The following is a 23,321-nucleotide window of genomic DNA, read 5'->3' on the forward strand; positions in this document are numbered from 1 at the left end:
TGACGCGCATGACGTGTAAGCTTTCTGCCATTGTCGCTGTGTGCGATGACTGGGGCATTGGCTGCGAGGGTGACATGGTCGTGTCCAATCGCTCCGATATGCGCCATTTTGTAGCGTGCACCAAAGGTTGCCCGGTCATTATGGGACGCAAGACACTTCTGAGTTTTCCCGGCGGACGACCGCTCAAGAATCGCCGCAATATCGTGCTCACCCGCGACGAGAGCTTTGCTGCCGAGGGTGTCGACGTGGTGCATAGCGTCGTCGAGGCCTTGGCCGCCGTGGCCGATGAGCCCATTGCGTGGGTGATTGGCGGCGGCGAGGTGTATCGACAGTTCTTGCCGTATTGCGTCGAGGCCGAGGTTACGCATAACCATTGCGTGCATGACGTGGATACGTACTTTCCCGATCTGGATGCCGATTCCGCGTGGGAGATTGCGCGGCGTGGCGGTGTTGCCACGATTGCCGCGGGCGAGGGTGACGAGGGTCTCGATTATGAGTTCGTGACGTATCGTCGCGTTGATGCGTAAACTCGATTATCCCTTCGGTATTATCGGGTTGGAATGAGTGGCGGGGCAGCGCATGGCGTTGCCCCGATATTTGTATAGGTGCTGCAAAGAAAGGTGCGGGCTGGCTGCTATGACTGATGCCGTTGAGGTGCTGCGAATCGATTCGCTCGAGGACGAGCGGCTTGATGCCTACGTGCGACTGACCGAGCGTGAGCTGCGCTGCGTGCTGGAGCCGCAAAAGGGCATCTTTATCGCCGAGAGTGCCAAGGTTATCGAGCGCGCAGTGCGTGCCGGATACGAGCCGGTGAGCTTTCTTTTGGGCGAACGCTGGCTCGACCAGATGATGCCGCTGTTTGAGCGCCTGGCGGTACGCGAAGGTGCGGGCCCGGTTCCCGTGTTCGTGGCCTCGATGGAGCTTATGGAGCAGCTGACGGGCTTTAACGTGACGCGCGGTGCGCTCGCGGCGTTCCGTCGCCCGCGTCAGATTCCGGTAGCCGAGTTCTTGGGTGGCGTCGTCGAGGCGGCGGGGGAGCGCCCGGTGCGCGTGTGCGTGCTCGAGGGCATTGTCGACCACACCAACGTCGGCGCGATTTTCCGCTCGGCGGCTGCGCTCAATGTCGACGGTATTTTGGTCAGTCCGACGTGCTGCGATCCGCTGTACCGTCGCTCGGCCCGCGTGAGCATGGGCACGGTGTTCCAGGTGCCCTGGACACGCATTGGCAGCGAGGCGCGCGTATGGCCGCATGATGGGCTGGCGGCGCTGCACGATGCCGGCTTTTCGTGTGCCGCGATGGCGTTGACGGATGATTCGGTGTCGTTGGACGATCCCGCGCTGCAGGAGATTGACCGCCTGGCAATCTTTATGGGCACCGAGGGTGCTGGCTTAGGCGCCAAGACCATTGCTGGCTGCGACCGAGCCGTGCGCATTCCGATGGCGCACGGGGTCGATTCGCTTAACGTGGCCGCGGCAAGTGCTGTCGCCTTTTGGCAGCTGTGCCCGCATGTGAGCAACGAGTACCACTACCAGCCGGGGCTGTATCACTAAACAGATATTTCGCACCGGGCTGTGGTTCGGGGCGTTTCGGCCGACGCTGGTCGGTGCTAAGCTGGTGTCGGCTTTGGTCTTAAATTGCCGTTTTGTTGTATGACGTACGCTAGTGGGGAGGGCGTGTGGCTAAGAAATCTACGGCTATCGATGTAACGCAGGGTGTCATTTGGCAGCAGTTGCTGTCGCTGTGCGTTCCCATCTTCTTTAGTTCGTTCTTTCAGCAGGCATACACGCTTATCGGTACCTATATCGTCGGTCAGTTTGGCGGCAAGCTCGCGCTGGGTGGCATTCAGGCCACGATGGTGCTCACCGAGCTCTGCATTGGCTTTTGCGTTGGCGTCGGTGCCGGCTGCGCGGTCATTACGGGCCAGTTTTTTGGCCAGCACGATGACGAGCGCCTGAGCCGATCGGTCCATACGGCCATGACGCTCGCGCTGGTGGGCGGAATCGTTTTCTCGATTCTTGGCATAGTGTTCGTTGAGCCCATGCTGGTGCTTATGAATACGCCGCATGAACTATTGGCCGAGGGCGTGGCCTATGCCCGTTGCTATTTTGCCGCCATGGTTGCGGCGCTGCTGCTCAATATGGGAACGGCATTGCTGCGCGCCGTGGGCGACACGCGCGGGCCCGCTGTGATCATCGCTTCCGGCTGCCTTGTTAATGCGGTGCTGGATGTCATCTTCGTTGCCGTACTTCATATGGAGGCTCTGGGCTGCGGCATCGCGGTGGCGCTGACCATTTGCTCCAATGCCACGATGATCGTGATTCGTATGATGCACGCACCGGGTGCGTGGCGGCTTTCACTGTCCAAACTCGGCATTGATCCTGGTATTTGTAAGAGCATGATTTCGTGTGGTCTGCCGCTTGGCTTTCAGTCTGCTGCGTATTCGATTTCCAACGTTTTGATTCAGGTGTCGGTCAACTCGTTTGGTGCCGATGTCACCACGGCTTGGGGTCTTTCGGGCCGCCTGGATGGCATTGTCTGGATGGTTACCGAGGCGCTTGGCGTGTCGATTACCACGTTCTCGGCACAGAACTTTGGGGCGCGCAACTACGAGCGCATGCGAAAGGGCTACCATACGTCGCTCGTGCTGTCGTTTATGCTCATTGGTGGCCTGTCTGCCGTGCTGCTGGTGTTCTCGGGTCCGTTGTCGCGCCTGTTTGTCGACGATGCTTCGATTTCGGCGTACACCACGACCATCCTCCATTTCATTGCGCCGTTCTATGCGATTTTCTCGATTATCGAGAACGCCTCGGGTTCCATCCGCGGCGCCGGCGTGAGCTTGCAGCCCATGCTGCTCACGATTTTTGGCACCGTCGTGCTCAGGGTGATCTGGGTGTTTGCGATTATGCCGTTCGATCCGTCGCTTGAGCACCTGCTGCTGGTCTACCCCGTAACCTGGCTCATCACCGCCATAATGTTCACCATCTACCACCACAGCGGCAACTGGCTAGGCCGCGCCACCGCCTAGCCATTGGGGACGTCCGCAATGGCTAGTATTCGATGCCTTGGCGGGCTAGGAGGCCTTCGTCGAAGTAGTGTTTGACGGGGCGCATTTCGGTTACTAGGTCGGCAAGGTCGGCGAGGGGCAGCAAGCCACGGCCGGTGAGTACGAGCTCCGTGGTGGCGGGCTTTATCGCAATCAGTGCTTCGATATCCTCGCGTGTCACAAAGCCGCGACGCATCGCTTCGCCGAGTTCGTCCAGAATGAGCACGTCAACCTCGCTAATCTGCTCGCGTGCAAGCTCCATGATCTGCGCGGCGCAAGCCTCGGGCGTGTCGCGATCGGCCTGCACAATACGCAGCCCCAGGCGCGGCGCCGCATCATGTTCGGCGCAGTGCAGCTTCTTGGCAAACTGAAGCATGAGTACGTTCAGTCCATAGCCCGTGGCGCGCAGCGCGAGCCCCAGCGCAGCCGTCGTCTTGCCCTTGCCGTCGCCCGTATAGATTTGAACCTTGCCGACTTCCAGTGATGCCATCTCTGTCCTTTCGTGCCCGGCGTCGGTTTATCGCCGTCCGGGTTGGGTATTCTAGAAAACATTATCAACCCCAGTAGATGGAGTTCAAGCAGATGGAGATGGATGACAACAAACGTAGAAGGAATATGATCCTCTACGTGCTCATCGCCTTCGTCGTCTACCTCGTGCTCTCGACCGTTCTGTTCCCCAACATCGGTCACACGCAGCAGATTACGAAGACCGATTACTCGACGTTTGTCAAAGCGCTCGATAAGAAGAGTGTCGATAAGGTCGAGTACAACACGGACGATTACACCATTTATTACACCAAGAAGGGCGAGGACGAGAACATCGCCTACAAGACGACCGGTGTGCCGAATGACGCGGGCTTTACCGATCGCGTGCTTGAATCTGGCGCCTCGCTTGAGTCGGTCGTTCCCGATAAGAACTCGGGTCTGATGACCTACTACCTGCTCACCCTCATTCTTCCCATAGCCATCTTCTTCCTGATCGGCTGGTGGCTCAACCGCCGCATGAAGAAGGCCATGGGCGATGACGGTCCGTCGATGAACTTTGGCGGCGGTGGTTTTGGCGGCGGCGGACTGGGTAAGTCCGGCGCGCGCGTGATCGCCTCCAAGGACGTGGGCGTGACCTTTAAGGATGTCGCCGGCCAGGAAGAGGCCAAGGAGTCCCTCAAGGAGGTCGTCGACTTTCTGGAGAAGCCGCAGCGCTACGAGGAGATCGGCGCCAAGCTGCCGCGTGGTGCTCTTCTTGTCGGCCCTCCGGGTACCGGTAAGACCCTGCTTGCCAAGGCTGTGGCCGGCGAGGCGGGCGTGCCGTTCTTTAGTATTTCTGGTTCTGAGTTCGTCGAGATGTTCGTCGGCCGCGGTGCCGCTAAAGTTCGCGACCTGTTTAAGCAGGCCAAGGAAAAGGCCCCGTGCATCGTCTTTATCGATGAGATTGATACCATCGGCAAGAAGCGCGATGGCGGCGGCTTTAGTGGCAACGACGAGCGTGAGCAGACACTCAACCAGCTGCTGACCGAGATGGACGGCTTCGATAACCACAAGGGTATTGTCGTTCTTGCTGCTACCAACCGCCCCGACAGCCTTGATCCGGCCCTGCTTCGCCCCGGCCGTTTTGACCGCCGCATCCCCGTTGAGCTGCCCGACCTGACCGGTCGCAAGAACATCCTCGAGTTGCATGCCAAGAGCGTGAAGACGCAGCCGCCGATCGACCTGACCGCGATTGCCCGCGCCACGCCCGGTGCCTCGGGCGCCGACCTGGCCAACATCATCAACGAGGGCGCCCTGCGTGCCGTCCGCGAGGGTCGCAAGCGCGCTACGCAGGACGACTTTGAGGAGTCGGTGGAGGTCGTCATCGCCGGTCAGCAGCGCAAGTCCACGGTGCTGTCCGACCACGAGAAACAGGTCGTTTCTTACCACGAGATCGGTCATGCCATCGTTGCCGCTCGCCAGAAGGGCTCTGCGCCGGTCACCAAGATCACCATCGTGCCGCGCACGAGCGGTGCTCTGGGCTACACCATGCAGGTCGAGGAGGATGAGCGCTTCCTGACCACGCGCCAGGAGGTCCTGGATAAGCTCGCCGTCTATTGCGGTGGCCGCGCAGCCGAGGAGCTTATCTTTGGCGAGATGACGACCGGTGCCGCCAACGATATCGAGCAGGCCACCAAGCTCGCCCGTAACATGGTGACGCGCTTTGGTATGTCCGACGAGTTTGGCATGATGGCGCTCGGTACCGTTCAGAATGCGTACCTCAACCAGGACACGTCGCTCACCTGCGCCCCCGGTACGGCCGAGCGCGTGGACGCGATTGTCGCCAAGCTGATCGAGGATGCGCACGACCGCGCCCTGCAGATCCTGAAGGAGAACAAGTTTAAGCTCCACGAGCTGGCTCGTTATCTGTACAAGAAGGAGACGATCACGGGCGAGGAGTTCATGAATCTCCTCACGCGCGAGAATCCGCTGATGCCGAAGCAGCAGTAATACTAGTTGCGCAGTGTCAATCGCCCCATTTGAGTTTCTATCTCAAATGGGGCGTTTTGTTTGGGAGGGATATGTATGAAGATCGTGGTGAGTGCCTGCTTGATGGGCGAGAGCTGCAAGTATAACGGGCTCGACAACTATCATCGGGAGCTGGTCGAGGCTTGCGAGCGCACGGGGACCGAGGTCCTCTTGGTGTGCCCTGAGGTCTTTGGCGGCCTGCCCACGCCGCGCAAGCCGTCCGAGATTGTTAACGGCGAGGTCCGTACCTGCGAGGGCACCTCAGTCGATCGCGAGTTTCGCCTGGGTGCCGAGCGCGCGCTCGATATGTGTGAGCAGGCGGGCGGACCGGAAGAGATAGTCGCGTGCATCCTTCAGGACCGCAGCCCCTCGTGCGGTGCGGGTCACATCTACGATGGCACCTTTAGCGGTACGCTCACCGCGGGTAACGGTGTTTTCGTCGACCTGCTGCTGCGTCACGGGTACCGCGTGATTCCGGCCAGCGAATTTGACCCCAGTATGTTGGAATAGCAAATGAAAGGGGGAGGCCATCGAGTAGATGGTCGCCCCCTTTACTGGCAAGCTAAACTATTTCAACAGATGTTCAATGGCGTTTGCCCAGATAAAACCTGCCAAAATAAACCTGTCCCTTTTTGGTAGGTTAGGCGAGGAGGGTGTGGCCGTAGGCGTCGGCGGCCTTGATGGCGGCGGCGAACTTTTCGTCGGTGAAGGGCTCGGGGTTTCCCTGCTTCCACTCGTTGGTGGCGTGTGCGTATTCGCACAGGGCCGGGATATCCGCCTCGGTAAGGCCAACCTGCTCAAGCGTTACGGGCAGCCCCATCTGCTTGTTAAAGGCGGCGTAGCGCCCAAGGTTCTCGGTGTCTCCCGTATAGGCAAACAGTACCAGCACGCCCAGGCTCACGACCTCGCCGTGCAGGTAGGTGCCCTCACGCGGAATGCTGCAGGTGGCATTGTAGAACGCGTGCGCCACGCTCGAGTTGTAGTAGTAATCGTTCTGGTTGGTCAGGTTCGAGACATAGCCCGTGTTGACCACGATATCGAGCGCGATCTGCTTGACGGCCTCGCTCGACAGGTCCTGGCGCACGTCCTCAAGACCCTGGACGCCATAGGTAAACAGCGGCTCGGAGCAGGTGTGGGCGAGTGCCAGGCCAAGACCGGCGGTGTGCTCCAAATCACCGGCGCTCGTGGCGTACTCGACCTCGGGCTGCTTTGAGAGGGCATCGCCCACACCAGCCCAGAAGTACTCTGCCGGAGCCTCGGCGATGATCTTGGGGTTGATGAAGATGTGCGCCGGTCGGTTGGGGTACGAATAGCCCTCGAGCGAGCCGTCGTCGTTGTACACGACGGCAATGGCGGTCGCAGCGGAGCAGTTGGAGCAAATCGTCGGCACCGTAAAGACGATCTTCTTGAGCTCGATGGCTGCGGTCTTCACGGTGTCGAGCGCCTTGCCGCCGCCGCAAGCAATGAGCACGTCGGCTTCCTGGCAGGCAGGGGAATTCACGACCTTGGCGATATTGGCACGCGTACTGTTGGTGCCGTAGACGCGCGTCTCGAGAATTTCGACGTCGGTACCCGCCAGCGCAGCTTCGATACCGGGAAGTGCTGCGGCCAGCGCCCGCTTGCCACCGATGATCGCGACCTTCTTCGCGCCGTACTCGGCCAGCGCGCCGGGCAGCTCGTCAAAGCAATCCTCGCCAACGGTGTAGTCGCTCATTCCAATCGTGCGCATAGCAACCTTCTTTCGTTCGATAAAGTGCTTTCAGGTATTTTGCTCCAAGAGAAGGTCCACAGCCGCGAGAAATTTCGAACGTATAAAACCAGTGTTGAGGGTTTTTCGCCGGCGCGGAACGTGCTAGCATACTCCGCATAAGCGTTGATGGGGACGAGTAGTCGGCCGTCCGCATGCTACAGAGAGCGGGAAGCGCTGAGAACCCGTGCATGCGACCGATGAAAATCACCCCGGAGCTGCGGTCCCAACGGACGTGCCGCGCAGGTTCGTCTTAGTAGACATCGCCGAGATGGTCGTCGATACAGACCAGCCGAGTAACGGATGCGAGCGCGCGGCGACGCGAGCGAGGGCATCTAAGCTGGGTGGTTAAGCGAAGAGCTTTTACGGGCAGACTGCCCGTTTTGTGGCGCTTCGTCCCAGCTTGTAGGGACGGGCGCTTTTTTGGTGCCCAGAGGGCGTGCGCGCCCATGACAAGAAAGGGGTACCGTGGCAAACGAGTACAAGCAGACGATGAATCTGCCCAAAACCGGATTTCCCATGCGTGCCGGTCTTTCCAAGTCCGAGCCCAAGCGACTTAAGGACTGGCAGGACAACAAGGTCTACGAGCAAGTTCTAAAGAAGAACGCGGGTCACAAGAAGTTCGTGCTGCACGACGGCCCTCCGTACGCCAACGGCCCGATCCACATCGGCCACGCCATGAACAAGATCTCTAAGGACATGATCAACCGTTACTGGATGATGCAGGGCTGCGAAGTTCCCTATGTCCCCGGTTGGGACTGCCACGGTCAGCCGATTGAGCATAAGGTCGAGGAGAAGCTCGGCACCGAGAAGTTCAACCAGACTTCCACTGCCAAGATTCGCGAGCTGTGCAACAAGTTCGCTGTCGAGAACATCGAGCTGCAGAAGGCCGGCTTCCGTCGCCTGGGCGTGCTCGGTGATTGGGACAATCCGTATCTGACGCTCTATCACCAGCATGACGCCGCTGATATCGAGGTCTTTAAGGCCATGTTCGATAAGGGCATGATCTATCGCGGCCACAAGCCGGTTCACTGGTGCAAGCACTGCCACACCGCGCTGGCCGAGGCCGAGATCGAGTACTCCGACGAGACGAGCCCCTCCATCTTCGTTCGCTTTGAGATGACCTCCAAGCCTGCCGGCCTCGAGAACTTCGACGGCCCGGTCGACTTTATCATCTGGACGACCACGCCGTGGACCATCCCCTCCGACCAGGCAGTTTCTCTCAAGCCCGGTGCCGCCTACGTCGCCGTTGAGCACGATGGTCGTGCCGAGGTCATGCTCGAGGACCTGGCTCCCAAGTGCTGCGAGGAGTTTGACTGGGAGTACACCCCGGTCATGGTCGACGGCAAGCCCTACGTGGTTCCCGCCGAGACCTTCCACCACATCCACTACAAGCAGCCGATCTTCGACGGTGTCGAGGGCGTGGCGCTGCTGGCCGATTACGTCGGTGTCGACGACGGTACCGGTATTGTCCACAACTCGCCCGGTCACGGTGTTGACGACTACTTTGCCTGCCTCAAGGAGGGCATCACCGACATCTGCATGCCGGTCGATGACGACGGCAAGTTCTACACCGGTGAGGAGTTTGGCACCGGTGGCCCCTTCAGCGGTATGGACACCGATGAGGCCAACCCACACATCATCGAGTTCCTGCGCGAGCGCGGCACCCTGGTCCTCGAGAAGAAGATCACGCACAGCTATCCGCACTGCTGGCGCTGCAAGCACCCGGTGCTCTTCCGTGCTACCGACCAGTGGTTTGTCTCGATGGACAAGACCGGTTTGCGCGAGCAGGCTGGCAAGGAGGTCCGCGAGAACGTCAAGTGGTATCCGGCCCACGCGGCCAACCGCATCGGTGCCATGGTCGAGCAGCGTCCCGACTGGTGTATCAGCCGTCAGCGCAACTGGGGCGTGCCTATCCCGAGCTACACCTGCACCGACTGCGGCGAGAAGGTTATGAACGACGCCACGCTCGACGCTGTCATCAAGCTCTTCCACGAGAAGGGCTCTGACGCCTGGTTCACCGACGCTCCCGAGAGCTACCTGGGCGAGGCCTGCGTCTGCCCCAAGTGCGGTGGCCATCACCTCAAGGCCGATAAGGACATCCTCGACGTGTGGTGGGATTCCGGCGTTTCCTGGAAGGCCGTCTGCGAGTACCGTCCCGAGCTGGAGTATCCGGCGGATGTGTACCTCGAAGGCTCCGACCAGCACCGCGGTTGGTTCCAGAGCTCGCTGCTCACCTCGGTGGGCGCCAACGGCCACGCTCCGTACAAGGCGGTTGTCTCGCAGGGCTTCACGCTCGACGGCCAGGGCCGCAAGATGTCCAAGTCGCTCGGCAACGTCATTGACCCCAACAAGGTCTGCGACGAGATGGGCGCCGACATCATCCGTCTGTGGGTTGCATCCGTCGATACCAGCTCCGACGTGTCAATCGACCACGAGATCCTTGCTCGTACGTCCGATGCCTACCGTCGTTTCCGCAACACGCTGCGCTTCCTGCTCTCCGAGCTCGAGGGTCAGTTTGAGCCCGAGACCGACGGCGTCGCCTTTGCCGACCTGCTGCCGCTCGACAAGCTCATGGTTGCCCGCCTGACTCAGGTCCAGGCCGAGGTCGACGATGCCTACGCCAGCTACGAGTTCCCGCGCGCCTACCGTGCGCTCTACGACTTCGTGGTTACCGAGCTCTCCAACGTGTACCTCGACGCCCTGAAGGACCGTCTGTACTGCGACAAGCCCGGCTCGCTCGAGCGCCGCAGCGCCCAGACCGTGCTGGCCGAGCTCTTCTCGATGCTCATGCGCGACCTGCAGCCGATCCTGTCCTACACGGTTGACGAGGCCATGGCATATGCGCCCGCTGGCTGCGTCGATCACCAGAAGTACGCCGCGCTGCTCGATTGGTACAAGTCGCCCATCACGGTCGACGAGGCCAATGAGTTCGAGGGCGTGCTCGAGGCTTCGCTCGAGCTCCGTAGCGCCGTGACCAAGGCCCTTGAGGATGCCCGTTCTGCCGGCACCTTCACCAAGAGCCAGCAGGTCCGCGTCAAGGCGGTCGTTCCCGCCGAGATGTACGCGCTGCTGACCGGCGACAAGGCCGTCGACCTGGCCGAGTTCTACATCGTCTCCGATGTTGAGCTGACCCAGGGCGAGGATCTTTCCGTTGCCATCGAGGCTGCCGAGGGCGAGTGCTGCGACCGTTGCTGGAACTACCGCACCACCGTCGGCGAGTACAACGGCCACGCGCATATCTGTAAGCGCTGCGCTGATGCGCTGAACTAACCGTTGGGGACGTTCTTAAACGACTGTCAAACAAGAACGTCCCCAACGTCAACTTTTGTCACGTCCAAGCGGCATTCTGTTTTTCGGAATGCCGCTTTCGTTTTTAGCTGGTTATTTCGCTAGCGTTGGTGAATATGCTGCGCGTTTGGCGTTTGTCACTATAAGATGATTACTTGCGTTAAACGGAATTCGATGTTCTTGAGGGTAGGGGATTGATTTGGGTCGTGCTGGGGATATGACGCCGCCTTTGCGTTGGCGGTTGGGTGTTGCTGGTGGGGTAGCGCTCGTTGTGCTGCTTGTTGACCAGCTGACCAAGCTTGCGGTTCGTGCCGTGGGCGAAGCTTTGCATGTGACTGTCATCCCCGGTGTCATCGACTTTCTGTTTGTCCGCAATATCGGTGCTGCCTTTAGTATGGGCGAGGGGCATGGCATCGCGTTTGCCGTGCTGGCGTTGGCGGTCATTATCGCTATTGCCGTGTACCTCGTTCGTGCACCCCAGCTCGCCCATCTTGAGGTTGTGGGCATGGCGATGGTTGCCGGCGGTGCTATCGGCAACGCTATCGATCGTTTGGCCTTTGGCTTCGTGACCGATTTTATTGCAACCACCTTCATCGACTTCCCCGTCTTCAATGTGGCCGATATCGGCATTACCTTGGGCGTCGTGCTCGCCCTCTTCGGCTACATGTTCTTGAGTCCCGCGGCCCGTGAGGTCGATGCGACCGCCGAGCTTAACGCCCGTGACGAGGCCCGCGCCATGCGCAAGGCTAAACAACGTGGGGAGCGTGCCCGCAAGATTCGCGAAAGGAATGAGCGTTAATGGCCGACATCCATATTCTCGTTGCCGATGATTCCGCTGGTCAGCGTCTTGACGCCTATCTGGGCGCCAACGATGGCTGTCCCACGCGCTCTGCCTGCGCGCATCTGATTGAGGGCGGTGCCGTATGTGTCAATGGCGAGACCTGCCTGTCCAAAAAGTACGCCGTGCGAGTCGGCGACCGTATTTCGGTCGATCTGCCCGAGCCACACGATCCCACCGATGTGATTCCCGAGGCCATCCCGCTCGATATTCGCTATGAGGACGACTATCTCATTGTGCTCTCCAAGCAGCGCGGCCTGGTGTGCCATCCTGCACATGGTCATGAGAGCGGTACGCTCGCGAATGCCCTGGTCTATCACTGTGGTATCGACCATCTGGGCACCGTGCAGGGCGAGGACCGCCCCGGTATTGTGCATCGCCTGGATCGCGATACCTCGGGTCTCATGCTTGCGGCAAAGGACGACGACACCCAGCGCGCGCTCCAAAACCTTATCCGTACGCGCACGCTCGACCGCCGCTACATTACGCTCGTTCACGGTCATATCGCTATGGATGAGGGCACCATTAACACCGGCATTGCCCGGTCTACGCGCGACCGTGTCAAGATGGCGGTTTCTGATGACCCCTTTGCGCGCCAGGCCATTACGACCTTTAAGGTCCTTGAGCGCTACGATTCCACGCGTTTTGACGACGGCTATACGCTCGTCGAGTGCCACCTGTTTACGGGCCGTACGCATCAGATTCGCGTACACATGCGTCATATCAACCACGCTTGCGTAGGCGATCCGCTCTACGGCAAGTGCGATGCACGCGCCGATCAGGGTCTGACCAGGCAATTCCTTCATTCCTGGCGCGTCGCATTCGACCATCCCGTGACGGGGGAGCGTATTGAGTGCCGCGATGAGCTGCCGTGGGATCTCGCTGCGGTTCTCGACGACCTGGTCCCGCGCTCGCTTGGCCGCACCGCTGCCGGCGACGAAATCGTTCCGCAGCTCGGTCTGCTCGAAGTCTAGCCAGTATTAGGTGGTTTCTTGAACTCGGTTAGCCTGCGGTAAGATATACGGTTGTTTACGTAACGCGTTGCTGGGGGCCTGCATGCTCGCCTTTTTACAAACCAACACACCCATCGTGATCTTCAACCAGATTGTGGTTACGCTGCTCACGGTCTGCTTTCTGTACCAGGTGGTCTTCTTTGTCATTGGCGCTCTTCGTGGCGAGGTCGCGCCTCCCAAGGCCAAAAAACTCCACCGCTATGCCTTCTTCATTGCGGCTCATAACGAGGAGGCCGTGATCGCCAACCTTGTTCGCTCCATCAAGGACCAGGATTATCCGTCCGAGCTTATCGAGGTCTTCGTGGTCGCCGATGCCTGCACCGATAACACGGCGCAGCTCGCGCGCGAGGCGGGCGCCATCGTCTATGAGCGCAATGACCTGGCCCGTAAGGGCAAGAGCTGGGTCATGGACTTTGGTTTCGATCGCATTCTCAACGAGTATCCCGACACGTTTGAGGGCTACTTTATCTTCGATGCCGACAACGTTATCTCCCGCGATTACGTCTCCAAGATGAATGATGCCTTTGACCAGGGCTTTCATGTGGTCACGAGCTATCGTAACTCCAAGAACTTTGGCAGCTCGTGGATTTCATCTGCCAACGCCACCTGGTATCTGCGTGAGGCCCGCTTCCTCAACAACGCGCGTAATATCTGCAAGACTTCCTGCGCTGTCTCGGGTTCGGGTTACCTCATCTCCGCCAGTGTTATCGAGGGCATGCACGGCTGGCAGTTCCATACACTGACCGAGGACATCCAGTTCACCACGTTCTGCGCCATTCACGGCATCCGCATCGGTTATGCGCCGGCGGAGTTCTTTGACGAGCAGCCGGTGACGTTTAAGGCGTCCTGGAAACAGCGCATGCGTTGGACCAAGGGCTTCTACCAGGTCTTTTTTACCTACGGCAAGCATCTTGTCAAATCGACGTTCCGATATCATCGCTTTGCCGCATATGACATGTTTATGACCATCGCTCCGGGCATGCTGCTGTCCCTGATCTCCATGCTCGCCAACGCTACCTTTCTCATCGTGGGCGGGCTTTCGCATGGCTTCTTGGCCACCGAGGTCGAGATGCAGGCTTGTGCCGCCTCGCTTATTATGACCTTCGCGATGATGTACCAGACCTTCTTTATCCTGGCGCTGCTCACGACCATTTTCGAGTACAAACACATTCATTGCGCGCAAAAGTGGCGTTTGTTGACTAACCTGTTTACCTTCCCGATCTTTATGTTCAGCTATATCCCCATCACGGTGGCTGCACTGTTCCTAAAGGTCGACTGGGTCCCGACGCAGCACGCCGTCAACGTTACCCTCGACGAGGTCATGCAAGGCGCCAAATAACCACCATTAAAACCACCACAAAGGGGGCAGGCACCTTTGTGGTGGTTTTTGCTTTTGAGAGGGCTGTCCCGGGAGGTGTCCTGTGGTCTATATCCCATTTTGGATCTGCGTCTTTGCTGGTGCGGTAATCGATGCCCGTGAGCGGCGGTTTCCGAATGCGCTTGCCGGTGCGTGTGCGGTGGCGGCGTTTGCAGGCGTGTGGCTCGACCTCGGTTTGAACGCAGTGCTTGACCACGCGGGTCTTGCCGTCATCGTGTATCTTACTCTCGTCCTGACCGAATCGCTCTGGCGGCGCCTCCGTCAAACCCCCGGCATTGGCATGGGGGATGCCAAGGCGCTTTTCGCGCTTTGCACGCTCGACCCTATGGGCGGCATCGTGGCATTTGCCGTCGCGCTCTTGGCCCTTGCCGCCGCCTGTCTCATCGCAAAATCGCGATCCCTGCCTTTGCTGCCGTTTTTGGTGCCGATTTTTGCCATAATCGAGGTCGTGGGCTGCACGTTGTAACCGATTGCGCATCCTTCTTAAGGAGCATGCCATGGCAACTAATCAAGAAACGGCCGTTATTAAGGCGCGCATGGACCGCATTCCCGCGGCGTTGTCGCCCGAACTCGTCGAGCGCATTTCTGCCGATCGCGCTTCGGGTGCCGTCAATCCGTATCGTTGCAACGACGACCAGGTCATTCGTCGTATTGATCGCGCTGCCGACAAAGGCACGCTTATGCGTCCGGCATTTATGCGCGATACCGAAAAGATTCTGCATCTTCCGGCGTACACGCGTTATGCAGGCAAAACGCAGGTCTTTAGCTTCCGTAGTAATGATGATCTGTCGCGCCGCGGTTTGCACGTGCAGCTTGTCTCGCGCATTGCGCGAGATATCGGTCGCGCCCTGGGGCTCAACTGCGATCTGATCGAGGCGATTGGCCTGGGCCATGACTTGGGACACACGCCTTTTGGCCATGCGGGCGAGCGATTCCTCAACGATATCTACCACGAGCGCACGGGTCGCTACTTTTTCCATAACGTGCAGTCGGTTCGCGTGCTCGATGCCCTGTATGGCCGCAACGTGTCGCTCCAGACGCTCGACGGCGTGTTATGCCATAACGGCGAGTACGAGCAGCGTGTGTTTGAGCTCTCGGACATGAGCTCCTTTGACCAGTTCGATCAGGCGGTCGAGGACTGCATCGCCACGGGCTATAGCGCAATTGAGCATCTGCGTCCCATGACGCTCGAGGGCTGCGTGGTTCGCATCTCGGATATCCTTGCCTACGTTGGGCGCGATCGCCAAGACGCCATTGCGGCGGGCCTGCTGTCACCCGACGCCTTTGATGATGGCCGTGGCGGTGCCTACAACAGTTGGATCCTCACGCATGCCTCCATCGATATCGTTGAGCACAGCTATGGTAAGCCGCGTATCGAGATGAGCGAGGACCTGTTTGAGGAAATTCGCCGAGCCAAGCGCGAGAACTACGAGAAGATCTATAGCAAGGGCGGTATCGAAGGCGACTCCGAAGCGGAGCTGCGAGAGGCCTTCGAAAAGCTCTACGACCGTTGCCTGCAGGATATAAACGAAGGCGACGAGTCCTCTTACATCTTTAAGCACCATGTTTCGCGCATAGAGCAGCAGCTTTCCTACTACGACCGCACCTATGACTGGCAGGACGACAAGGATCAAGCCGTGGTGGATTACATCGCGAGCATGACGGACGGTTATTTCTGTGAGCTGACGAGCAAGCTGTTCCCGGGTCTAAAGTTTCCGCATCGTACCTATATTAACGAACGGTAGTTCGTATCCTTTCGGTATACTGTTGGGCAACAACGATTTTGATTGATGCACGGGATGGCTATGGACGACCTTTTTTCTGCTTCGACGCGCGAGCGTTCCTTTCAGAATGCGCCGCTTGCGGTGCGCATGCGCCCCAATTCGCTCGACGAGTATGTGGGCCAGCAAAAGGCCGTCGGTAAGGGCTCATGGTTGCGTGCCGCGATCGAGCACGACGTGCTTTCGAGCGTGATTCTGTACGGGCCGGCCGGTACGGGTAAGACGACGCTGGCCCACATTATCGCCAACCATACAAAGAGCGAGTTTGTCGAGGTCAGCGCCGTGACGGGCACCGTGAAGGACTTGCGTCGCGTGATCGACGAGGCCAAGACGCGCCTGAATACGTACGACCGCCGCACCATTCTATTCATCGATGAGATTCACCGCTTCTCTAAGTCGCAGCAGGATGCCCTGCTGCATGCAGTTGAGAACCGTACCGTCATTATGATTGGCGCTACGACGGAGAATCCGTACTTCGAGGTCAACTCGGCGCTGCTCTCACGTGGTCGAGTCGTGGAGCTTGAGCATTTAAAGGACGAGGATATCGCCATGCTTATCGAGCGTGCGCTCGAGGCACCTCAGGGCCTGAACGGCAAATTCTCGGCCGATGATGATACGGTCAAGACCATTTGCACGCTGGCAGCGGGTGATGCACGCTCGGCCTTGACGACGCTTGAGTTGGCGAGCGAGATTGCCGTCACGCGTCCCGATACCGAGGGGACGCCGGCTCCGGCGGCGGGGGAGCGGTATCCCATCACGGTCGACGATGTGAAGATCGCCAATCCGCGCCGTGGGTTTTCGTATGACAAAAACGGTGACATGCACTACGACATTATCAGTGCGTTCATTAAGTCCATGCGCGGCAGCGACCCCGATGCCACCATTTATTGGCTCGCGCGCATGATCGATGCAGGGGAGGATCCCAAGTTTATTGCACGCCGTATTATGATTCAGGCTTCTGAGGATGTTGGCAACGCCGATCCGCAGGCGCTTTTGGTGGCGCATGCCGCGTTTAAGTCTGCCGAGGTCATTGGCTATCCCGAGTGCCGCATTAACCTGGCTCAGGCAGCACTCTATGTGTGTTTGGCGCCTAAATCCAACGCGTGTGAGGCTTCGATCGATGCGGCGCTGGCCGATATTCATTCTAGTGGGCTTCGCGAGGTGCCGAGTTATCTGCGCGATCGCCATCGCCCGGGCAGCGATGAATATGGTGTGTATAAGTATCCGCATGATTATCCCGAAGGCTGGGTCGACCAGCGCTATTTGCCCGAGGGGCTGGAGCGTGGCGCATTCTGGCAGCCTGCCGGCCGCGGTTGGGAAGAGTGGCGTGTGGAGCAAAGCGAGCGCGATCGTAGCGGCAACGCTCCTAAGTAGGTCATTGGCGCCTCGCGCATTCCCTTTGGGTAACTTTCCCCTTCTTTGGGGTACCATGAACAACGTCTGTATTTCGATTCCTTTGGGAGGCTTGTATGAGTCCCATTCAAATCGCCCTGCTGCTACTTGCCGTTGCCGGCGTGTGGGCTGTTATCGAGCTCGCGCTCACGCTGCGCAAGACCCGCACTGTCGTCGACTCGCTCGACAAGACGGTGAGCGACCTCAACAACACACTCGCCGAGGCACAGCCTGTGGTGGCAAAGCTCGATGGCGCCGTAGACGAGCTTACGCCGGCACTTGCCCAGGTGGAGCCGCTGCTCAGGTCGAGCAAGACCGCGGTTGACGCCCTTACCTCCAATCTTGTAGAGGTCGAAGCCGTGGTTCGCGACATTTCCGAGGTCACGGGTAGCGTGGCCGAAGCAAGCAACGCCGTGTCGAGCGTGACCGACTCTGCGGCTGGTGCCGTGCAGAAGCTCTTCAATAAGGTGAAGGCTCCTGCAGCCGACTCCGATCGCAAGCTCGCCGCTGCTGCCGAGGCCGAGCAGCCTAACGAGCGCGTTCTGATTGGTGAGGCTGAGGATGAGGCCGCCGATGGTGCGGATGCGGCTCAGAAGCCCGCAGCCAAGCCTGCTCAGTATTACACCTATACGCCCGCCGAGACCTCCGAGGAGTCCTGCGATGAGTAGCGAAGCAACCTGCCCCATTACGCTGAGCGTTGCCGGCGATCCGCGTCTCGCGCGCTTGGTGCGCATGACGGCCGCCAACGTCGGCGCCCTGTGCTCTATGTCCGTTGATCGAATCGAGGACATCCGTATGGCTGCCGAGGAAGCCTTCATCTTTGGCTGCACGGCCGTTGATTCCGACGATATCTCGATCAAATTCGATGTCGACGAATCGCATGTGGGCATGACCTTTACCTTTGGCGACCAGGCGACTGTCGATGAGGATGACCAGGCTGCCGTGTATGCGGAGCTCATTCTTGCAAGCGTGTGCGATTCCTACGAAAAGACTGCGGCGCCCTTAACGCTTTCCCTCGACCTCAAGGCGGATATCTAATATGACCGAACGTTCCCGGAGCGGCAAGACCGCTTGGGACAAGGAGAAAACCCGCGAGCTGTTTCGTCGCTATAAAGAGACCGGTGATCCGGACGCACGCGAGCAGCTCGTCATGTCCCATATGAACCTGGTAAGGTTTCTTGCCAACAAATTTAAGAATCGCGGCGAGCCGCTCGATGACCTTTTGCAGGTCGGCTATCTGGGCTTGCTTAAGGCTATCGACCGCTTTGACCCTGAACGCGGACTTGAGTTCACGACGTTTGCCACGCCCACCATCCTGGGCGAGATTAAGCGCCACTTCCGCGACAAGGGCTGGAGCGTGCGCGTGCCGCGTCGTCTGCAGGAGCTCTCTGCCAAGGTCAACCAGGCTACCGATAAGCTCACCAACGAGCTGCAGCGTTCGCCCAAGGTTGAGGAAATCGCCGATTACCTGGGCGTGACCGTCGACGAGGTGCTCGAAGCCATGGAATCGTCCTCGGCCTATACCTCGGTGCCCATCGAGGCTCCCGGCGCGTCCGACTCTGACGATGCGCCTTCGATTCTCGATCGTTACGCCGACGACGACAACGAGCTCGACTTTACCGATGATCGCCTGGTAATCGAGGAAGCCATCCGCGATTTCTCGCCGCGCGAACGCGAGGTAATCGAGCTGCGCTTTGTGAAGGGCATGACCCAGATCGAGATTGCCAAGAAGCTGGGCATCTCGCAGGTACAGGTCTCGCGCCTGCTGCGTCGTACCCTTAAGAAGATTCAGGACAAGATCGACCCCGACGGAGTGATGGTTCGTTCATGAATGAGCACCCCCAACAAACCGACCGCACGCTGCGCGATACCCGTATTCTGACGTTGCGCATTTGGGGCGTCGTCGGCTGCATTGTCATCGCCGCCGTCATCTTTAACCTTATGGGCATCCTGGCGCCGGTCATCGAGTTTCTCGCTGTCGGTTCCATCATCGCTTTTGTGATGTCGCCGATCACCAACTGGCTCGAGCACCATGGCGTGAATCGCGGCATCGGTTCGCTTGTCGCGCTTATTGTGGTCGTTGCCGTGCTCGTCGGCGTCGTTTGCATCTTGTCGCCGATTCTCTTTGGTCAGATCATGGAAGTCCTGAGCCGTCTGCCTGAGCAGCTTCGTGTTGCGGGTGGCGACCTCAATGAGATGATCTCGCATGCCAAGACGCTCAACAACACGCCGCTCAAGCAGTATCTGGACGATAACCTTTCTTCGCTCGTCACGGTGGCGTCCAAGTATGTCTCGCAGATTGCCGCCGAGCTTGGCCGCGGTGTCTTCCCGCTCATTACCAATACCGCGTCGCAGCTGTTCGTTATCTTCCTTGGCTTGGTGCTTGCCTACTGGCTTGCCTGCGATTATCCCCGCATGCACCACGAGGTCTGCACCATCATTGGTCAGGAAAAGGAGACCTCGTACCGTTTTATGGTCGCGATTCTTTCGCGCTCGGTCGGCGGCTACATGCGTGGGATGGTCGTAACGTCGATCTGCGGTGGCATCCTCGCCTTTATCGGCTTTACGCTCATTGGCCATCCGTATGCGGCACTCATGGCCATCTTTACTGGCATCATGCACTTGGTCCCAGTTGTCGGTCCCTGGGTGAGCGCGGCTATTGCCACGGTGCTCGGCTTTATGTTTAGCCCGATGCTGGCGTTGTGGACCTTGATCGTGACCATGGTGGCACAAAATGTCACCGACAACGTCATCTCGCCTAAGGTCATGCAGAGCTCGGTTCAGGTGCATCCCATCATGAGCCTGACGGCCCTTGTTATCGGTTCGGCGCTTATGGGCCCCATCGGCATGGTCATCGCCATCCCGCTGTGCGCGGCTCTGAAGGGTATCTTCGTGTATTACTTCGAGAACGAGACCGGCCGCCAGCTCGTGGCATACGATGGCGCCGTGTTTAAGGGCACGCCGTATCGCGATGCCGAGGGCAACCCGGTCGCCGCCTATGACGCGCTTGGGGACGATACGTTCATTTATGAGTCCGAGCTCATCGGCAACGAGACCGCGCCCGAGGCCCAGGCAATGCCCAAGCCCGAGCTCGAGAATCCCTGGATTAAGCTGTCGGGTCTTCAGCCCGACGCGACAGGTTTCTTTAAGAACCCCTTCGCCAAGGACGATGACGCCGACTCGAATGACGACACCAAAACCGGCATCGACGGCTCCATGGATGATTCGGATTCCAAATAAGCTCCGTTAACGTTTCTTGATATTGTAAAAGACAAGAAACACGAGCAAAGCGACTGATAAGGGGCCGGCTACATAGAAATAGAGAATGTCAATTGCGCGTAGAGGGCAATAAGCGTTGTCGCCGGACGTCACTGCATACAGTACGTAGCCAAATGCTGGTTGGTTTGCGTACCATTGGGAGAAGGCTAAGAGCGCGAAAAGTGCTACTACCAGAAGTGCATTCAGGACAAATCGTTTGCTTTTCATCGATCGCTCCTTCCGGATGGTTCTTATATAGCATTTTACCAAACCCATTTTTTTCAAAGGATTGCTTGGTCCTAAATAACATGCACTTTCGCTGGAGGGTCGCTGTTTGGCGGCCCTCTTTTTTGCACAGGCGCGGTGGGATGGTAATATCGTTACGTTTGAACTGTTTCGATGTGAAACCGAGGAGATTCCCTCTATGAGTGCTGACTACCCGTCAATGACTACGGCCGAGATTCGCTCCAAGTTCCTCAACTTCTTTGAGGAGCGCGGTCTTAAGCTCTATCCTTCTTCGTCCCTCGTCCCCGACGATCCTTCGCTGCTGCTTGCCAACGCCGGCATGAACCAGTTTAAGGAGTACTACCAGGGCAAGAAGACCATGAAGGAGATCGGCGCGATCTCCTGCCAGAAGTGCGTCCGCACCAACGACATCGACTGCATCGGCGAGGACGGCCGTCACCTGTCCTTCTTTGAGATGCTTGGCGACTTCTCCTTTGGCGGCGTCTCCAAGCAGCAGGCCTGCGCTTGGGCCTTTGAGCTCATCACCAAGGAGTTCAAGCTGCCGCTCGACCGCCTGTACTTCACCGTCTTTACCGAGGACGACGAGACCCACGACGTGTGGCGCTCCCTGGGCGTTGCCGAGGACCACATCTCGCGTCTGGGCGAGGACGACAACTTCTGGGCCGCTGGCCCCACCGGCCCCTGCGGTCCGTGCTCCGAGATCTACTTTGACATGGGCGAGGAGGTCGGTTGCGGCAGCCCCGACTGCAAGCCCGGCTGCGACTGCGACCGCTTCCTTGAGTTCTGGAACCTCGTGTTTACCCAGTACGACCGCCAGGAGGACGGCTCCATGCCGGAGCTGCCGCACCGCAACCTCGATACGGGCATGGGTCTGGAGCGCATGGCTGCTATCATGCAGCACAAGACCGCTAACTACGACGGCGATCTAATGCAGCATCTCATCAAGCTGGGCGAGGAGATCAGCGGCAAGACCTATGACGCCGACGATTACTCCGGTGCCAGCCGCTCGCTGCGCATTATCGCCGATCACTCCCGTGCCGTCGACTTTATGATCTCGGACGGCATCCTTCCCGGTAACGAGGGTCGCGAGTACGTCCTTCGCCGCCTGCTCCGTCGTGCCGTGTTCCACGGCCGCCTACTGGGCATCGAGGGCGCTTTCCTGACCAAGTTTATCGACGAAGTCAACGCTCAGATGGGCGAGGCCTATCCCGAGCTGCTCAAGAACGTCGCGCTCGTTAAGGGTATCGTCGCTTCCGAGGAGGAGCGTTTCTCCACGACGCTCGACAACGGCCGCGTTTACCTGGACGAGGCCTTGGCCGCGCTCGCCGACGGCGCCGTCCTTCCGGGCGACGTTGCCTTTAAGCTGCACGACACCTTTGGTTTCCCCATTGACCTGACTGTCGAGATCGCCGGCGCTGCTGGCCATGACGTCGATATGGACGGCTTCACCGCCTGCATGGAGGACCAGAAGGCCCGCGCTCGCGCCAACGCCAAGGGCGATGCCTGGGGCAGCTTCAACGACGTGTGGGTTGAGCTTTCGGACAAGGTTGCCGCGACCGAGTTCGACGGTTATGACAACGACGTCATCGAGGACGCCAAGGTTGTTGCCATCGTTCGCAACGGCGAGTCCGTCGAGTCCGCTGCCGCGGGCGAGGACGTCGAGGTCGTGCTCGACCGCACCCCGTTCTACGCCGAGATGGGTGGCCAGCAGGGCGATGCCGGCGAGCTTTTTGCCGAGGGCGTTGCGCTGACCGTTTCCGATACCAAGAACCACAACGGCCTCTATGCTCACGTCGCCCACGTTGCCGAGGGCACGCTGGCCGTCGGTGCTACCGTGACCGCCGCGCTCGACGCCGAGTGCCGTGGTTTCCTGCGCCGCAACCACACCGCCACGCACCTGCTCGACGCTGCCCTTAAACAGGTCCTGGGCGAGCATGTCTCCCAGGCCGGCTCGCTGGTGACGCCCGAGCACCTGCGCTTTGACTTCACGCACTTCGAGGCTCTGTCCTCCGACCAGCTCAAGGCTGTCGAGGACCTGGTCAACCAGCAGATCTTCGCTTCCAAGCCGGTCGTGACCCGCGTCATGGGCATCGACGAGGCCAAGGCCGCCGGCGCTGTCGCACTGTTTGGCGAGAAGTACGGCGATGTCGTCCGTGTCGTCTCCGTGGGCGCCGAGGACCAGCCGTTCTCCCGCGAGCTCTGCGGTGGCACCCATGCCGCCAATACCGCCGAGATTGGCCTGTTCAAGATCATTTCCGAGTCCTCCACGGGCTCGAATGTCCGCCGCATCGAGGCTGTGACCTCCAAGGGCGCTCTCGACTACATGGCCGACCGCCTGGCGCTCGTTGACGCCGCCGCCGCTGCGCTCAAGTGCCGCGTCGACGAGGTTCCCGCCCGCGTGGAGAACCTGCAGGCCGAGCTGCGCGAGACTTCCAGCAAGCTCAAGAAGGCTCTCACCGGTGGCTCCTCCGATGCGATCTCCAGCGCCATCGACGGCGCTGTCGAGCTGAATGGCTACAAGCTCGTTGTCGCTGAGCTTCAGGGTCTCGAGGCTGCCGACCTGCGCAACGTTTGGGATACCGTGCACCAGAAGGTCGCCGGCCCCGTCGCCTGCGTTGTTGCCAGCGTGACCGAGAAGGGCACCCCGGCTCTGCTCGCCGCCGGCTCCGATGACGCCGTGAAGGCCGGTTTCCACGCCGGCAACGTGATCAAGCAGATCGCGGGCCTGGTCAATGGTCGCGGTGGCGGTCGTCCCAACATGGCTCAGGCCGGTGGCAAGAACGCCGCCGGTATCGCCGATGCCCTCGCGGCCGCCAAGACCGCGCTCGGCGCCTAAGAAC

Annotated in this window: 19 protein-coding genes; 17 read left to right on the forward strand and 2 right to left on the reverse strand. The window is 59.4% G+C overall.

The features are described 5' to 3' along the window. Positions 1-8: 8 nt before the first annotated feature. The 3 genes from ACEXKH_RS06260 to ACEXKH_RS06270 all read left to right on the forward strand — a co-directional run bounded on the left by ACEXKH_RS06260 (position 9) and on the right by ACEXKH_RS06270 (position 3,026). Positions 9-527 carry a dihydrofolate reductase gene (locus ACEXKH_RS06260; protein ID WP_373573487.1) on the forward strand — a complete coding sequence of 173 codons (519 nt, stop codon included), beginning with the start codon at positions 9-11 and terminating at the stop codon, positions 525-527. Positions 528-636: 109 nt separating this feature from the next. Beyond that, positions 637-1,551, forward strand: a complete 915-nt coding sequence (locus tag ACEXKH_RS06265) for a TrmH family RNA methyltransferase (RefSeq protein ID WP_152068073.1) — start codon at positions 637-639, stop codon at positions 1,549-1,551. A 125-nt stretch (positions 1,552-1,676) separates the two neighbouring features. Further along, positions 1,677-3,026, forward strand: a complete 1,350-nt coding sequence (locus ACEXKH_RS06270; protein ID WP_329737974.1) for an MATE family efflux transporter — start codon at positions 1,677-1,679, stop codon at positions 3,024-3,026. Positions 3,027-3,048: 22 nt separating this feature from the next. On the opposite strand, the gene ACEXKH_RS06275 is transcribed toward ACEXKH_RS06270, so the two are convergent. Continuing rightward, the gene (locus tag ACEXKH_RS06275; protein ID WP_373573488.1) at positions 3,049-3,534 is read right to left on the reverse strand and encodes a cob(I)yrinic acid a,c-diamide adenosyltransferase; all 486 of its coding nucleotides are present in this window, start codon (positions 3,532-3,534) and stop codon (positions 3,049-3,051) included. Between the two features lie 92 nt (positions 3,535-3,626). Between ACEXKH_RS06275 and ftsH the strand changes: the two genes are divergently transcribed. Beyond that, complete coding sequence (gene ftsH / locus ACEXKH_RS06280; protein ID WP_373573489.1) at positions 3,627-5,519, forward strand: ATP-dependent zinc metalloprotease FtsH; 1,893 nt, start codon at positions 3,627-3,629, stop codon at positions 5,517-5,519. Between the two features lie 75 nt (positions 5,520-5,594). Next, the gene (locus tag ACEXKH_RS06285) at positions 5,595-6,047 is read left to right on the forward strand and encodes a DUF523 domain-containing protein (protein ID WP_373573490.1); all 453 of its coding nucleotides are present in this window, start codon (positions 5,595-5,597) and stop codon (positions 6,045-6,047) included. Between the two features lie 130 nt (positions 6,048-6,177). Here the strand turns inward: ACEXKH_RS06285 and ACEXKH_RS06290 are convergent, their stop codons facing one another. Continuing rightward, on the reverse strand, positions 6,178-7,266 hold the full coding sequence (locus ACEXKH_RS06290) for an iron-containing alcohol dehydrogenase family protein (RefSeq protein WP_373573491.1): 1,089 nt from the start codon (positions 7,264-7,266) through the stop codon (positions 6,178-6,180). 510 nt (positions 7,267-7,776) lie between these two features. Between ACEXKH_RS06290 and ileS the strand changes: the two genes are divergently transcribed. The 12 genes from ileS (at position 7,777) to alaS (ending at position 23,317) form a co-directional block, all read left to right on the forward strand. Beyond that, entirely contained in the window at positions 7,777-10,557 is a 2,781-nt protein-coding gene (ileS, locus tag ACEXKH_RS06295) for an isoleucine--tRNA ligase (protein ID WP_373573508.1), read from the forward strand. Positions 10,558-10,774: 217 nt separating this feature from the next. After that, positions 10,775-11,374 (forward strand): signal peptidase II, encoded by a 600-nt coding sequence (gene lspA, locus ACEXKH_RS06300; RefSeq protein ID WP_373573492.1) that lies wholly within the window; start codon positions 10,775-10,777, stop codon positions 11,372-11,374. Further along, the gene (locus ACEXKH_RS06305; protein ID WP_373573493.1) at positions 11,374-12,387 is read left to right on the forward strand and encodes an RluA family pseudouridine synthase; all 1,014 of its coding nucleotides are present in this window, start codon (positions 11,374-11,376) and stop codon (positions 12,385-12,387) included. The genes lspA and ACEXKH_RS06305 overlap by 1 nt, the downstream gene beginning before the upstream one ends. Before the next feature lie 82 nt (positions 12,388-12,469). Continuing rightward, positions 12,470-13,765: a glycosyltransferase family 2 protein gene (locus tag ACEXKH_RS06310; RefSeq protein ID WP_373573494.1), complete on the forward strand. Its 1,296-nt coding sequence runs from the start codon at positions 12,470-12,472 to the stop codon at positions 13,763-13,765. A gap of 82 nt (positions 13,766-13,847) precedes the next feature. Continuing rightward, the gene (locus ACEXKH_RS06315; RefSeq protein ID WP_373573495.1) at positions 13,848-14,270 is read left to right on the forward strand and encodes a prepilin peptidase; all 423 of its coding nucleotides are present in this window, start codon (positions 13,848-13,850) and stop codon (positions 14,268-14,270) included. 31 nt (positions 14,271-14,301) lie between these two features. Then, the gene (locus tag ACEXKH_RS06320) at positions 14,302-15,549 is read left to right on the forward strand and encodes a deoxyguanosinetriphosphate triphosphohydrolase family protein (RefSeq protein ID WP_373573496.1); all 1,248 of its coding nucleotides are present in this window, start codon (positions 14,302-14,304) and stop codon (positions 15,547-15,549) included. Between the two features lie 60 nt (positions 15,550-15,609). Next, complete coding sequence (locus ACEXKH_RS06325) at positions 15,610-16,959, forward strand: replication-associated recombination protein A (protein ID WP_199579889.1); 1,350 nt, start codon at positions 15,610-15,612, stop codon at positions 16,957-16,959. 95 nt (positions 16,960-17,054) lie between these two features. Next, a complete protein-coding gene (locus ACEXKH_RS06330; RefSeq protein ID WP_373573497.1) occupies positions 17,055-17,645 on the forward strand; it encodes a hypothetical protein in 591 nt (196 codons plus the stop codon). Continuing rightward, positions 17,638-18,015 (forward strand): ATP-binding protein, encoded by a 378-nt coding sequence (locus ACEXKH_RS06335; RefSeq protein ID WP_117798324.1) that lies wholly within the window; start codon positions 17,638-17,640, stop codon positions 18,013-18,015. The genes ACEXKH_RS06330 and ACEXKH_RS06335 overlap by 8 nt, the downstream gene beginning before the upstream one ends. A gap of 1 nt (position 18,016) precedes the next feature. After that, positions 18,017-18,808, forward strand: a complete 792-nt coding sequence (locus ACEXKH_RS06340; RefSeq protein WP_117635146.1) for an RNA polymerase sigma factor SigF — start codon at positions 18,017-18,019, stop codon at positions 18,806-18,808. After that, entirely contained in the window at positions 18,805-20,217 is a 1,413-nt protein-coding gene (locus tag ACEXKH_RS06345; RefSeq protein ID WP_373573498.1) for an AI-2E family transporter, read from the forward strand. The genes ACEXKH_RS06340 and ACEXKH_RS06345 overlap by 4 nt, the downstream gene beginning before the upstream one ends. A 442-nt stretch (positions 20,218-20,659) precedes the next feature. After that, positions 20,660-23,317 (forward strand): alanine--tRNA ligase, encoded by a 2,658-nt coding sequence (gene alaS / locus ACEXKH_RS06350; protein ID WP_373573499.1) that lies wholly within the window; start codon positions 20,660-20,662, stop codon positions 23,315-23,317. Positions 23,318-23,321: the final 4 nt, after the last annotated feature.

It is taken from the genome of Collinsella aerofaciens ATCC 25986 (genome assembly GCF_964259375.1).
Lineage (GTDB): Bacteria > Actinomycetota > Coriobacteriia > Coriobacteriales > Coriobacteriaceae > Collinsella > Collinsella aerofaciens_BO.